The organism is Methylobacterium sp. UNC300MFChir4.1 (genome assembly GCF_900110155.1).
Classification (GTDB): domain Bacteria; phylum Pseudomonadota; class Alphaproteobacteria; order Rhizobiales; family Beijerinckiaceae; genus Methylobacterium.
This window is the reverse complement of the sequence record NZ_FOCS01000019.1, coordinates 59,450-72,134: the sequence shown is the minus strand read 5'-3', so window position 1 is coordinate 72,134 and position 12,685 is coordinate 59,450. Positions and strand designations below refer to the sequence as shown.

At 71.6% G+C, this 12,685-nt stretch carries 16 protein-coding genes; 14 read left to right on the top strand and 2 right to left on the bottom strand.

Features of this window, described 5'->3' with window-relative positions; all coding sequences use genetic code 11:
- Positions 1-142: 142 nt before the first annotated feature.
- The 12 genes from petA to dprA all read left to right on the top strand — a co-directional run bounded on the left by petA (position 143) and on the right by dprA (position 10,802).
- Positions 143-727, top strand: coding sequence for a ubiquinol-cytochrome c reductase iron-sulfur subunit (gene petA / locus BMY19_RS22360; RefSeq protein WP_165923088.1), 585 nt, complete (start codon positions 143-145; stop codon positions 725-727).
- Positions 728-740: 13 nt separating this feature from the next.
- Positions 741-2,027, top strand: coding sequence for a cytochrome b (locus tag BMY19_RS22355; RefSeq protein WP_020091775.1), 1,287 nt, complete (start codon positions 741-743; stop codon positions 2,025-2,027).
- Positions 2,028-2,045: 18 nt separating this feature from the next.
- On the top strand, positions 2,046-2,957 hold the full coding sequence (locus tag BMY19_RS22350) for a cytochrome c1 (protein WP_100252966.1): 912 nt from the start codon (positions 2,046-2,048) through the stop codon (positions 2,955-2,957).
- Positions 2,958-3,256: 299 nt separating this feature from the next.
- A complete protein-coding gene (locus BMY19_RS22345; RefSeq protein WP_100252965.1) occupies positions 3,257-4,132 on the top strand; it encodes an S-methyl-5'-thioadenosine phosphorylase in 876 nt (291 codons plus the stop codon).
- An 84-nt stretch (positions 4,133-4,216) separates the two neighbouring features.
- The gene (gene hisB / locus BMY19_RS22340; protein WP_100252964.1) at positions 4,217-4,804 is read left to right on the top strand and encodes an imidazoleglycerol-phosphate dehydratase HisB; all 588 of its coding nucleotides are present in this window, start codon (positions 4,217-4,219) and stop codon (positions 4,802-4,804) included.
- Between the two features lie 67 nt (positions 4,805-4,871).
- Positions 4,872-5,357, top strand: a complete 486-nt coding sequence (locus BMY19_RS22335; RefSeq protein ID WP_100252963.1) for a DUF2628 domain-containing protein — start codon at positions 4,872-4,874, stop codon at positions 5,355-5,357.
- Positions 5,358-5,376: 19 nt separating this feature from the next.
- Positions 5,377-6,036, top strand: coding sequence for an imidazole glycerol phosphate synthase subunit HisH (gene hisH, locus BMY19_RS22330; RefSeq protein ID WP_020091780.1), 660 nt, complete (start codon positions 5,377-5,379; stop codon positions 6,034-6,036).
- Between the two features lie 37 nt (positions 6,037-6,073).
- A complete protein-coding gene (gene hisA, locus BMY19_RS22325; protein WP_020091781.1) occupies positions 6,074-6,817 on the top strand; it encodes a 1-(5-phosphoribosyl)-5-[(5-phosphoribosylamino)methylideneamino]imidazole-4-carboxamide isomerase in 744 nt (247 codons plus the stop codon).
- Positions 6,818-6,849: 32 nt separating this feature from the next.
- Positions 6,850-7,653 (top strand): imidazole glycerol phosphate synthase subunit HisF, encoded by an 804-nt coding sequence (gene hisF / locus BMY19_RS22320; protein WP_053620281.1) that lies wholly within the window; start codon positions 6,850-6,852, stop codon positions 7,651-7,653.
- On the top strand, positions 7,650-8,954 hold the full coding sequence (locus tag BMY19_RS22315) for a dihydroorotase (RefSeq protein WP_100252962.1): 1,305 nt from the start codon (positions 7,650-7,652) through the stop codon (positions 8,952-8,954). The genes hisF and BMY19_RS22315 overlap by 4 nt, the downstream gene beginning before the upstream one ends.
- Entirely contained in the window at positions 8,954-9,556 is a 603-nt protein-coding gene (plsY, locus tag BMY19_RS22310) for a glycerol-3-phosphate 1-O-acyltransferase PlsY (RefSeq protein WP_244534981.1), read from the top strand. Before BMY19_RS22315 ends, plsY begins: the two co-directional genes overlap by 1 nt.
- Before the next feature lie 46 nt (positions 9,557-9,602).
- Positions 9,603-10,802, top strand: coding sequence for a DNA-processing protein DprA (dprA, locus tag BMY19_RS22305; protein WP_100252961.1), 1,200 nt, complete (start codon positions 9,603-9,605; stop codon positions 10,800-10,802).
- Here the strand turns inward: dprA and ruvX are convergent.
- Both ruvX and BMY19_RS22295 read right to left on the bottom strand, forming a co-directional pair.
- Complete coding sequence (ruvX, locus tag BMY19_RS22300) at positions 10,792-11,304, bottom strand: Holliday junction resolvase RuvX (RefSeq protein WP_020091786.1); 513 nt, start codon at positions 11,302-11,304, stop codon at positions 10,792-10,794. The genes dprA and ruvX overlap by 11 nt on opposite strands.
- Entirely contained in the window at positions 11,301-11,870 is a 570-nt protein-coding gene (locus tag BMY19_RS22295) for an SMI1/KNR4 family protein (RefSeq protein WP_100252960.1), read from the bottom strand. The genes ruvX and BMY19_RS22295 overlap by 4 nt, the downstream gene beginning before the upstream one ends.
- A 172-nt stretch (positions 11,871-12,042) precedes the next feature.
- On the opposite strand from BMY19_RS22295, the gene BMY19_RS31000 reads away from it, so the two are divergent.
- Both BMY19_RS31000 and gatC read left to right on the top strand, forming a co-directional pair.
- A complete protein-coding gene (locus tag BMY19_RS31000; RefSeq protein WP_244534979.1) occupies positions 12,043-12,183 on the top strand; it encodes a hypothetical protein in 141 nt (46 codons plus the stop codon).
- A 169-nt stretch (positions 12,184-12,352) separates the two neighbouring features.
- Positions 12,353-12,640, top strand: coding sequence for an Asp-tRNA(Asn)/Glu-tRNA(Gln) amidotransferase subunit GatC (gatC, locus tag BMY19_RS22290; protein ID WP_020091789.1), 288 nt, complete (start codon positions 12,353-12,355; stop codon positions 12,638-12,640).
- Positions 12,641-12,685: the final 45 nt, after the last annotated feature.

The following is a 12,685-nucleotide window of genomic DNA, read 5'->3' as shown; positions in this document are numbered from 1 at the left end:
TCGAGGGGCGACCTTATCGCCGCGCCGCACACTGCGGCTTGACTCGGGGGCGGCAGACGGTCTCATTGCTCAGATTAGAACCATAATGCTTTGTTCCCGGGACGAGCCGGGACGAGGGCACCTGCGGCCCTGACGCCGACGCATGGAGTTCCGAACCTTGGCGAACACATCAGCCGCCGCTGCCGCGGTCTCTGGTCATGAGGGCAGCCGCCGTGACTTTCTGTTCCTGGCGACGGGCGCCGGGTTGGCGGTCGGGGCGGGAGCCGTCGTCTGGCCGCTGATCTCCTCCATGGCGCCCGACGCCGACACGATCGCCGCCGGCGCGCCGATCGAGGTCGACCTGACACCGATCCAGGACGGTCAGATCATCAACGTCTTCTGGCGCGGCAAGCTGATCTTCGTGCGCAAGCTGACCGCCAAGGAAGTGACCGACATGAAGGCGGTCCCGCTCTCGGCCATGATCGATCCGGCCGCCTTCCCGACGCGGGTCAAGAGCGGCCACGACCAGTGGCTGGTGGTCTACGGCAACTGTACGCATCTCGGCTGCGTGCCGATCGGCCACCAGGGCAATTTCGAGGGCTGGGCCTGCCCGTGCCACGGCTCGCAATTCGACGCGGTGGGTCGCGTGCGCCACGGACCGGCGCCCATCAACCTGCCGATCCCGCCCTACGCCTTCCAGACCGATACCAAGATCCGGATCGGCGAAGGCGGCAAGGAAGCGGCCTGAGGAGGACGGAAGCATGAGCGGAACAGCCAGCACCTACGTCCCGAAGAGCCGCGTGGCCAAATGGTTCGAGGCGCGCCTGCCCATTGCCGGGCTGGTGCACTCGTCCTTCATCGCCTACCCGGTTCCGCGGAACCTCAACTACTTCTGGACCTTCGGGGCGATCCTCGCCGCCTTCCTGGGAATCCAGATCGTCACCGGCATCTGGCTGGCGATGCACTACGAGCCCTCGGCGACAGGTGCCTTTACCTCCGTCGAGAAGATCATGCGCGACGTGAACTACGGCTGGCTGCTGCGCTACGCGCACGCCAACGGTGCCTCGATGTTCTTCGTGGCCGTCTACGTCCACATGTTCCGCGCCCTCTATTACGGGTCGTACAAGGCGCCGCGCGAGGTGCTCTACATCCTCGGCGTCGTCATCTACCTCTTGATGATGGCGACCGCCTTCCTCGGCTACACGCTGCCGTGGGGCCAGATGAGCTTCTGGGGCGCGACCGTCATCACCAACATCCTGGCGGCGATCCCGGTGGTCGGCGACACGATTCAGACCCTGCTGTGGGGCGGCTACTCGGTGGGCAACCCGACCGTGAACCGCTTCTTCTCGCTGCACTACCTGCTGCCGTGGATGATTGCCGGCGTGGTCGTGCTGCACGTCTGGGCCCTGCACGTCACCGGGCAGAACAACCCGGCCGGCATCCCGATCAAGTCGGGCAAGGACGCGGTGCCGTTCACGCCCTACGCGACGGTCAAGGACGTGTTCGCGACCTGCGTGTTCATGATCCTGTTCGCGTGGTTCCTGTTCTACCAGCCGAACTATCTCGGCCACGCCGACAACTACATCCAGGCGAACCCGGCGGTGACGCCCGCGCACATCGTGCCGGAATGGTACTTCCTGCCGTTCTACGCGATCCTGCGCGCGGTCCCGAGCAAGCTCGGCGGCGTCATCCTGATGTTCTCGGCGGTGATCATCCTGGCGTTCGCGCCGTGGCTCGACACGTCGCGGATCCGGTCGTGCAACTACCGGCCGATCTACCGCCAGTTCTTCTGGGTGTTCATCGGCGCGACCCTCCTCCTCGGCTGGCTCGGCTCGCAGCCCCCGGAGGGCGGCTACGTGCTCGCCGCCCAGGTCTGCACCGCCTACTACTTCGCGCACTTCCTGATCGTCATGCCGCTCTGCGGCCTGTTCGAGACGCCGAAGAAGTTGCCGGGCTCGATCCTCGAGAGCGTGACCGGACCGGGCAAGCAGGTGACCGGATCCGGCATGCCGGCGGGCGCCGCCGCCGCTCCGACCACCAAAGGCTGACGGGCTGACGACAGGACCATGATGATGACCCGCGTCCTCTCGACGACCGCCGCGGCCGCCCTGGCGGCCCTGCTGATCGGCGCCGTGCCGGTCTCCGCCCAGGAAGGGCATGGCGGGCCGATCCCGGCCCGCGTGAACTGGAGCTTCGCCGGCGTGTTCGGCCGCTTCGACACCGCGCAGCTGCAGCGCGGCTTCCAGGTCTACAAGGAGGTCTGCTCCGCCTGCCACTCGATGAAGCTGGTCTCCTTCCGCAACCTCGCGCAGGAGGGAGGGCCGCACTTCTCCGCCGGGCAGGTCAAGGCGCTGGCCGCGACCTACCAAGTGAAGGACGGGCCGAACGACGCCGGCGACATGTTCGAGCGGCCCGGCCGCCCGGCCGACACCTTCCCGCCGCCCTTCCCGAACGATCAGGCTGCGGCCGCGGCCAACGGCGGCAAGGCCCCGCCGGACTTCTCGGTCATCGCCAAGGCGCGGACCTTCTCCCGCGGCTCGCTCTACTTCCTGACCGACTGGCTGCCGCTCGTCGGCTACTCGGAGCAGGGGCCGGACTACATCCACGCCCTGATCAACGGCTACCAGGATCCGCCGAAGGACTTCGCGCTGCCGGAGGGCGGCCACTACAACAAGTACTATCCGGGCCACATCATCGCGATGCCGCCGCCGATCACCGACGGGCAGGTCTCCTACCCCAAGAACGATCAGGGCCAGCCGGTCGTGCCCGAGACGCTGGACCAGTACGGCAAGGATGTCTCGGCCTTCCTGATGTGGGCGGCCGAGCCGCACATGATGGACCGCAAGGCCCTGGGCTTGAGGGTGATCCTGTTCCTGATCGTGCTGTCGGGCCTGCTCTACTACGTGAAGAAGAAGATCTGGTCGGATGTCGGTGGCGAGGTGCACGGCCTCCAGCCGGAGCTGCACAAGACCTACTGAGGCGGGCCGGATCGGTTCGCAGTTCGGATGGGCCTCCCTCGCGGAGGCCCATCTTTTTTTCGGCCGGCGCTCCATGCTACCGCTCGCCCGCCGCGACGGTCCGCCTCCCGAGACTGCCCGTCCCCTGCACCACCTCACCTGAGGTGACCGCGTCAGCGGGCCTCGCAGGAGGGCTTCAGGGATCAGAGCGGCGTCCGGAGGTCTCCGTCGAGGCCTCCGCATGGCTCCGGCACCCGAGGACGAGGTGCCGGTTGGGATAGGCCGCGCTGCCGAGGCGTCGCGCGTTGAGGGAGTCCGGCATGAGAGCCGCGGTACTGGGTGTCATGGGTGGGTCCGGCGTCTACGATCTGCCGGGTCTCGAGGACGTGCGCGAGGAGCGCGTGGCGTCGCCCTGGGGCGAGCCCTCGGACGCCCTGCGGATCGGGCGCATCGGCGACACCAAGGTCGTGTTCCTGGCGCGCCACGGGCGGGGGCACCGGCTGTCGCCGTCGGGCATCAACTACCGCGCCAATATCGACGCCCTGAAACGGGCCGGGGTCACCGACCTCGTCGCCCTCTCGGCCTGCGGCTCCTTCCGCGAGGACCTGCCGCCGGGCCTCTTCGTGCTCGTCGACCAGTTCGTCGACCGCACCCACGGCCGGGCCTCGTCGTTCTTCGGCGACGGCTGCGTCGCCCACGTCTCCCTCGCCCATCCGGTGGGCCCCGGCCTGCAGGCGCGGATCGCCCAGGCCGCGAAGGCCGAGGACATCGCGGTCCATCGCGGCGGCACGTACGTGTGCATGGAGGGGCCGCAATTCTCGTCGCTGGCCGAATCCCGCGCCTACAAGGCCCAGGGCTTCGACGTGATCGGCATGACCAACTTGCCCGAGGCCAAGCTCGCCCGCGAGGCGGAGATCACCTACGCGACCATCGCGATGGTGACCGACTACGATTGCTGGCACCCGGGCCACGACGCCGTCGACGTCGCCGCGGTGATCGCCGTCGCCCGAGCCAACGCCGACAAGGCGGCGCGGCTCGTCGCCCGTCTAGCCCGCGATTTCCCGGCCGAGCGGGAGCCGTGCCCGGCGGGTTCGCACCGGGCCCTGGACGGCGCAATCATGACGGCGCCCGCCGTCCGGGATCCGGCGCTCCTCGCCAAGCTCGACGCCGTGGCGGGGCGTGTTCTCAACGGCTAGCCGGCCGGCCTTTCCATTCGGCGACGAGTCCCTCTAGAAGGCGCGGGCGGCCCGGGCCGCCCCCGACGCGAAGTCCAGACCGAAATGCGCAGCGCCTCCATCAGCCGGAAGACCGCGGAGACCGATATCGCGGTCACCTTCAACCTCGACGGGACCGGGCGGTCGAAGATCGCCACCGGCATCGGCTTCCTCGACCACATGCTGGATCTGCTGGCGCGGCACGCCCTGTTCGACCTGGACGTGAAGGTCGACGGCGACCTGCACATCGACCAGCACCACTCGGCCGAGGATTGCGGCATCGCCCTGGGGCAGGCCTTCGCCAAGGCGCTCGGCGACAAGCGCGGGGTCACGCGCTACGCCGACATCCACCTGCCGATGGACGAGGCGCTGACCCGGGTCTGCGTCGACATCTCCGGCCGACCCTTCCTAGTGTTCCGCACGACGTTCCGCGTGGAGAAGATCGGACAGTTCGACACCGAGCTGGTGCGCGAGTGGTTCCAGGCCTTCGCGATGAATGCCGGCCTGACGCTCCACGTGGAGACCCTCTACGGCGACAACGCCCACCACATCGCGGAGAGCTGCTACAAGGGGCTGGCCCGCGCCTTGCGGAAGGCCGTGGCGATCGATCCGCGGGAGGAGGGGCGCGTTCCCTCAACCAAGGGCTCCCTGTAGACCCGTTGTCGTCGGGCGCCCGGATCGGCCACACGGCCGTCGCGGCGCGCGCTGTCGGAGTTTCGCGATGCGGATGCGCAGCTACACGCTCCACCTGCCGGCCGATGCGCGGCCCGGCGAGACGGTCGGGCTCGACCGGGCTCTCCTGGTACGCGACGGCTTCTCCTGGCCGGCCTTCGCCTTCTCGGTGCTGTGGTTCCTTTTCCACCGACTCTGGCTCGCCGCCCTGCTCGTCCTCGTCGGCCTCGTGGCGCTGGCCGCTGCCGGCATCGCCCTCGGGCTCCCGGCCGGTGCCGGCCTGATCGTCACCCTGCTGGCCGCCTGGCTGATCGGCCTCGAGGCCTCCAGCCTGCGCCGCTGGACCCTGGCGCGGCGCGGCTGGCCGGCGCGCGACGCGGTGGTCGCCGCGACGCCCGAAGAGGCCGAGGCCCGGGCGCTGAACCGCTGGATCGAGGCGGTCCCGGGCGCCCCCCGGGCCCCGTTCCCGAGCGGCCCCAGCCGGCGGGCCGAGCCGGTGATCGGGCTGTTCCCCGCCCAGGAAGGCGCCCGGTGAGTTCCCGGGCGAGACGCGCATGACCACCGAGACCGTCGCGATCATCGATTACGGGTCGGGCAACCTCCACTCCGCCGCCAAGGCCTTCGAGCGCGCCGCCCGCGAGAGCGGGCGCGACGCGCGGATCTGCCTGACCTCGGACCCGGAGGTGGTGGCCGCGGCCGACCGCGTCGTGCTGCCCGGCGTCGGCGCCTTCGCGGATTGCCGCCGCGGGCTCGATGCCGTCCCCGGCATGGTCGAGGCGATGACGCGGGTCGCCCACGGGGCGGGCCGCCCGTTCCTCGGCATCTGCGTGGGGATGCAGCTCCTGGCGAGCCGCGGGCTCGAGTACACGACCACGCCGGGGCTCGGCTGGATTCCCGGCGACGTCGGTCCGATCCGGCCCTCGGATCCGGCCCTCAAGGTCCCCCACATGGGCTGGAACACCCTGCGGACCGAGCGCGACCACCCGCTGCTCGCCGGCATTCCCACCGGCGAGGACGGGCTGCACGCCTACTTCGTGCACAGCTACGCGCTGCAGGCGGAGCGTCCGGACGACGTCGTCGCGCGCGCCGAGTACGGCGGCCCGGTCACCGCCCTCGTCGCCCGCGGCAACGTCGCCGGCACGCAGTTCCACCCCGAGAAGAGCCAGCGGCTGGGCCTCGCGCTCATCGCCAACTTCCTGAACTGGCGCCCGTGAGCGCCGTTCGGCCCAGGCAAGAAGGACGGAAGCGCCCGTGATCCTGTACCCGGCGATCGACCTGAAAGAGGGGCGTTGCGTTCGCCTCATCCAGGGGGACATGGCGCAGGCCAAGGTCTTCGGCGACGATCCGGCCGCGCAGGCCGCGATCTTCGAGGCGCAGGGCTTCTCCTGGCTCCACGTCGTCGATCTCGACGGCGCCTTCGCGGGCGCCCCGCGGAACGCCGAGGCCGTCGACGCGATCCTCGCGCGGGTCACGATCCCGGTCCAGCTCGGCGGCGGGATCCGCGAGATGAAGACCCTGGAGGGGTGGCTGAGCAAGGGCGTCGCCCGCGCGATCATCGGCACCGCGGCGGTGCGCGATCCCGGCTTCGTCCGGGAAGCGGCCCGCAAGTATCCCGGGAAGATCGCGGTCGGGATCGACGCCAAGGACGGCCGCGTCGCTGTCGAGGGCTGGGCCCAGACCTCCAGCATGACCGCGGAGGAGCTGGGGCGCCGGTTCGAGGACGCGGGCGTCGCGGCGATCATCTACACCGACATCGCCCGCGACGGGATCCTAAAGGGCCTCAACGTCGAGATGACCCTGGCGCTCGCCCAGGCCGTGCGCATCCCGGTCATCGCCTCGGGCGGCCTCGCGTCGATCGACGACGTCCACCGGCTGCTGCAGCCCGACTGCGCCCTGATCGCGGGCGCGATCACCGGCCGGGCGCTCTACGACGGCCGCATCGATCCGGAGGCGGCCCTGGCGGCGATCGCTGCGGCGCGCGGCCCGACGGCGTGATATCCAGAGGCTCGCGACATGAGACGCCGCCCGTGCTGAAGACCCGCATCATCCCCTGCCTCGACGTGAAGGACGGGCGCGTCGTGAAGGGCGTGCGCTTCGAGGGCCTGCGCGACGCCGGCGACCCCGTCGAGGCCGCCAAGGTCTACGACGCGGCCGGCGCAGACGAGCTGTGCTTCCTCGACATCACCGCGAGCCGCGAGGCCCGCGGCACCCTGCTCGACATCGTCAGCCGGACCGCCGAGGCCTGCTTCATGCCGCTGACCGTCGGCGGCGGCGTGCGCACCGTCGAGGACGTGCGCGCGCTGCTGCTCGCCGGCGCCGACAAGGTCGCGATCAACACCGCCGCGGTGAAGGATCCCGACCTCGTGGCCCGGGCCGCCGAGAAGTTCGGCGCGCAGTGCATCGTGGTGGCGATCGACGCCAAGCGTGTCTCGCCCCCCGGCACGCCGGCCGCCTGGGAGATCTTCACCCATGGCGGCCGCGACCCGACCGGGATCGACGCCGTGGCCTTCGCGCGGCTGGTGGCTGAGAAGGGCGCCGGCGAGCTGCTCGTCACCTCCATGGACAAGGACGGGACGCGCTCCGGCTACGATCTCGCCCTGACGCGGGCGATCAGCGACGCCGTCACCGTGCCGGTGATCGCCTCAGGCGGCGTCGGCGGCCTCGACGACCTCGTGGCCGGCGTGGCCGAGGGCGGCGCCAGCGCCGTGCTGGCCGCCTCGATCTTTCATTTCGGGCAGGCGAGCGTCGCCGAAGCGAAGGCGCACATGGCGGCGGCCGGCCTCGCCATGCGCCTCGACGGCCCGGCCTCTTCCGCGAGGGCGCCCCTGTGAGCAGCTACCTTCTGGCCAACGCCAACCTCCTCGACCCCGCGACCGGCCGCGAGACCGCCGGCGCGGTGCTGGTGCGGGACGGCCGCATCGCCGATATCGCCGCCGGCGCGGCGCCGGGCGCCCCGGCCGACGCGAAGCGCGTCGACTGCGCCGGCCGCGTGCTGACCCCCGGGCTGATCGACATGCGCGCCTTCGTGGGCGAGCCGGGGGCCGAGCACCGCGAGACCTTGGCCTCGGCGAGCGCCGCGGCGGCCGCGGGCGGCGTCACGACGCTCGTCTGCATGCCCGACACCAACCCGGTGATCGACGAGCCGGCCATCGTCGATTTCGTGCTCCGGCGTGCCCGCGACACGGCGAGCGTCAACGTCCTGCCGGCGGCCGCCATCACCAAGGGGCTGGCCGGCCGGGAGATGACCGAGTTCGGCCTGCTCAAGGAGGCCGGCGCGGTCGCGTTCACCGACGGGCTCAGGGCCGTGGCGAACGCCCAGGTTCTGCGCCGCGCCCTGACCTACGCCCGGGATTTCGACGCGCTGATCGTGCAGCACGTGGAGGAATCGGCCCTCGTCGCCGAGGGCGTCATGAACGAGGGCGAGCTCGCCTCGCGCCTCGGGCTCATGGGCATCCCCCGCGAGGCCGAGACCGTGATGCTGGAGCGCGACATCCGCCTCGTGCGGCTGACCGGCGCCCGCTACCACGCGGCGATGATCTCCTGCGCCGATTCGGTGGAGATCGTCCGCCGCGCCAAGCAGGACGGCCTGCCGGTGACCTGCGGCGTCTCGGTGAACAACCTCGTCCTCAACGAGAACGACATCGGCCATTACCGCACCTTCTGCCGGCTCTCGCCGCCCCTGCGCCACGAGACCGACCGTCAGGCAGTGGTGCGCGCCCTCCACGAGGGCGTTATCGACGTTGTCGTGTCCGACCACAACCCGCAGGACGTGGAGACCAAGCGCCTGCCCTTCGCCGAGGCGGCGGACGGGGCGCTGGGCATCGAGACGCTGCTCGGCGCCGCCATGCGCCTCGTCCACACCGGCGACCTCGCGCTGCCCAAGCTCGTCGCCGCGCTCACCGTGAATCCGGCGCGCATCCTCGGCCGCGAGGCCGGCCGGCTGGCGGTCGGCGCCCCCGCCGACCTCGTGCTGATCGATCCCGATCTCCCCTACGTCCTCGACAAGCGCCGGCTGAAGTCGCGCTCCAAGAACTCCCCCTTCGACGAGGCGCGCCTCCAGGGCGCGGCGGTGCTGACGCTGGTCGGTGGCCGGATCGTCCACGCGGTCGACGACCTCGCGGCCGCGGCATGATGCCACCCGATCTCGCAACTCCGGCCGCCCTCGGCGGCCTCGCCCTCGGCTACGCTCTGGGCTCGATCCCGTTCGGACTGATCCTCACGAAGTTCGCCGGCCTCGGCGACGTGCGGGCGATCGGCTCCGGCAATATCGGCGCCACCAACGTGCTCCGCACCGGCCGCAAGGGCCTCGCCGCGGCGACGCTCCTGGGCGACGCCCTCAAGGGCACGGCGGCCGTCCTCATCGCCCGGCAGTTGGGCGAGGGCCCGGCGCTCGCGGCCGGGCTCGGCGCCTTCCTCGGCCACCTCTTCCCGGTCTGGCTGGGCTTCAAGGGCGGCAAGGGCGTCGCGACCTTCATCGGGGTGCTCCTCGCCTTCAGCCCGCCCGCCCTCGCGGCGTTCGCGGCGATCTGGCTCGGTCTCGCCTTCGCGCTCAAGTACTCGTCGCTGGCGGCGCTCGCCGCCTCGGCGGCCACACCCCTCGTCCTCTGGGCGCTGGGTGCCCCGACGCAGGCGTTGCTGTTCCTGCTCCTCGGCCTGCTGCTATGGTGGAAGCACGCGCCCAACATCCGCCGACTCGCGTCCGGCACCGAGGGGCGCATCGGCCAGAAGGGCTGAGTGCCGGCGCGCCGCGCCGACCTTCGGGCAGGTGTGGGGGTGGTGGATGCAGCTCACCGAGGCCCAGCGGCTCGACTGGCTGCGGCTGATCCGGACCGAGGGCGTCGGTCCCCGCACCTTCCGGAGGCTCGTGAACCGTTTCGGCGGCGCGGCCGCCGCCCTCGACGCCCTGCCGGAGCTCACCGGCCGCCAGGGACGGCGGATCGTGCCACCCACCCGCGCTGAGGCCGAGGCCGAGCTGGCGGCCCTGACCCGCCTCGGCGGCCGGCTGATCGCCACCGGCGAGGCGGAATACCCGCGGCTCCTGACACAGGTCGACGCGGCGCCTCCGCTTCTGGCCCTGCGCGGCGCACCGATCCTCAATCGGCCCGCCGCCGCCCTCGTCGGCTCGCGGAACGCATCGTCGGCGGGGCTCGCCTTCACGGAGCGGCTCGCCCGCGGGCTCGGCGAGGCAGGCCTCACGGTGGTCTCGGGCCTCGCCCGCGGCATCGACGCGCGCGCCCACAGGGCGAGCCTCCGGACCGGCACGATCGCCGTCATGGCCGGCGGCCACGACCGGATCTACCCGGCGAGCCACGCGACCCTGGTCGAGGCCATCCTGGCGGAGGGCGGCGCGGTCCTCGCGGAGATGCCGATGGGCTGGGAGCCCCGGGGGCGGGACTTCCCGAGGCGCAACCGGATCATCTCCGGGCTGTCCTACGGGACGGTGGTGGTGGAGGCCGCGCGCCGCTCCGGCTCGCTGATCACGGCGCGCTACGCCCTGGAGCAGAACCGGGAGGTCTTCGCGGTTCCCGGCTCGCCGCTCGACCCGCGCGCCGAGGGCACCAACGACCTGATCCGCCAGGGCGCCACCCTGGTCTCCGAGGTGGACCACGTGCTGGAGTTGCTGGGACCGATCATCGAGCGCGGCCCGGACGCCGAGGCGGCCCCGGCGCGCGGGCGGCCGGACCTCGCCGAGCAACCGGATTTCTGGGACGAGATCGCGCTCGACGCGGCTCTCGACCCGGGACCGGAGCGAGCCGACGGCGCGTCCGCCGACAATCCCGCGCGCGACGAGCCGCCCGAGGCCGAGGACGACCGGGCGCGGATCGTGGCCCTGCTCGGCCCGAGCCCGGTCGGCACCGATGAGCTGGCGCGGAGCGCCGGGGTCGGTGCCCGGACCGTGCAGAGCGTGCTGCTGGAACTGGAGCTCGACGGACGGATCGAGCGCCACGGCAGCGGCACCGTCTCGCTGGTCAGCCGCTGAGGGAGTCCTCTTCGGGATCGTCGTCCGCATCGGCGTCCGCGAGGTTGCGCATGACGTCGAGGCAGCCCTGGAGGATGTAGGCGGCGGCGAGCTTGTCCACGAGTTCGCCGCGCCGCGCCCGCGAGGCGTCGGCCTCGATCAGCGCGCGGGTGACCACGGCGGTCGAGAGGCGTTCGTCGAAGAAGACGTGGGGCAGGGGGAGGATCGGCGCGAGGTTGCGCATGAAGGCGCGGGTCGACTGCACCCGCGGCCCTTCGCTCCCGTCCATGTTGAGCGGCAGCCCGACGACGAGGCCGCCGACCGCGTGCTGCCGGCACAGGGCGGCGAGCCGCTGCGCGTCGGGGGTGAACTTCACCCGGCGGATCGTCTCCAGCGGCGTCGCGATCTGGCGGCCGAGATCCGACAGGGCGAGGCCGATCGTCTTGGTGCCGAGATCGATGCCGATCAGGCGGGCGCCGCCGCGAGACTCGGCCGCGAAGGCGCGGATCGCGTCGAAATTCATGGTTCCGCCCGCGCGACGCGCGCCAGAATGGCCTCGGTGACGCCCTCGAACCGGGCGGGGAGGGGCTCCGAGCCCGGTCCCAGGACCAGGGCCGCGGACGGCGCCGTGACCCGGGTGAAGAAGTCGTCGAGGCTATCGCCGCCGAACCGCACCGTCTCCAGGTCAGGCGCCAGCAGCCAGACGTCGTACTCGCCGTCGGTCCCGGTGACGTCCCAGAACAGGAAGCTGCCGTCCTCGCCCGCGCCGAAGAAGCAGGCGCGCTCGACGACGCCGGCGTCGCCGCCCTCGACGTCGAAGCGGTGCGGCTCCGCCCCGTCCTCCAGCATGGCGACCGCGGCGCCGACGCTGTGGGCGATGAGGGCCGCCTGGCTCACCAGATCGCAGGCCTCGAACGGTGCCGGCACGGCGACGCGGAACTGCCCGCCCGCGAGGCCGACGCCGCAGGTCCGGCAAAAGTCGCGGTAGGAGGCCGGAAGGGCGAAGCCCAGCGCCTCCGCTGCACGGTCGAGGGCCGCCTCGTCCGGCACGAAGCCCGGCGCGAGCTCCTCGAAGACCGTCTCCCACATCGCTCCCGCTCCACCGTCCACAGACTTCGGTTCCTCCGCAGATCGCCCCCGGTGCGCGCGGAGCCGTTCGCGTCTAGGTAGGTTAATGTTCCGTTAAACCACGCTGTAGGGGTCCGCCTTGTCGACGAACGGCCAGCTCTCCTCTTCCGCTCCGTCCGGCCGCCGGCGGGCGATGCCGCGCAAGCACCGCTGGATGCTGCTCCTCGCCTTCGAGGTGCTGGTCGCGGGCTTCACCCAAGGCATGATCCAGCCGGTCCGGCAACCGGGAATCACCATCGAGATGTCGGTGACGCCCCACCACGTCGTGACCTGATCCGCCCGTCCCCCGCCCGCGCCGAGCGCGCGGTCAGCCGGGTCCCGCGCGGCCGGCCGCCCTGCGGGCGGCGCGGCATAGCCCACCCGCGTTGCGGCGCGTCGAGCGCCGATGCTATAGCGCGACCGACTTCGGGAGAGCGCTCCCGGGCAGGGACGAACGGTACGGCATGTCGGTCGACGAGAAGACGGTTCGGCGCATCGCGCATCTGGCGCGGATCGCGGTCACCGACGACGAAGTCGGGCCTCTGCAGGGCGAGCTGAACGCCATCCTGTCCTTCGTCGAGCAGCTCGGCACGGTCGACGTCGCGGGCGTCGAGCCGATGACCTCGGTGACGCCGATGGCGATGAAGAAGCGCGAGGACGTCGTCACGGAGGGCGGCCGCGCCGCCGACGTCGTCGCCAATGCGCCCGAGACCGAGGACAATTACTTCCTGGTCCCGAAGGTGGTCGAGTAGGCCGAGGACGGCCCGGACCTTGCGGACCGGATTTCTGGCGGGCAG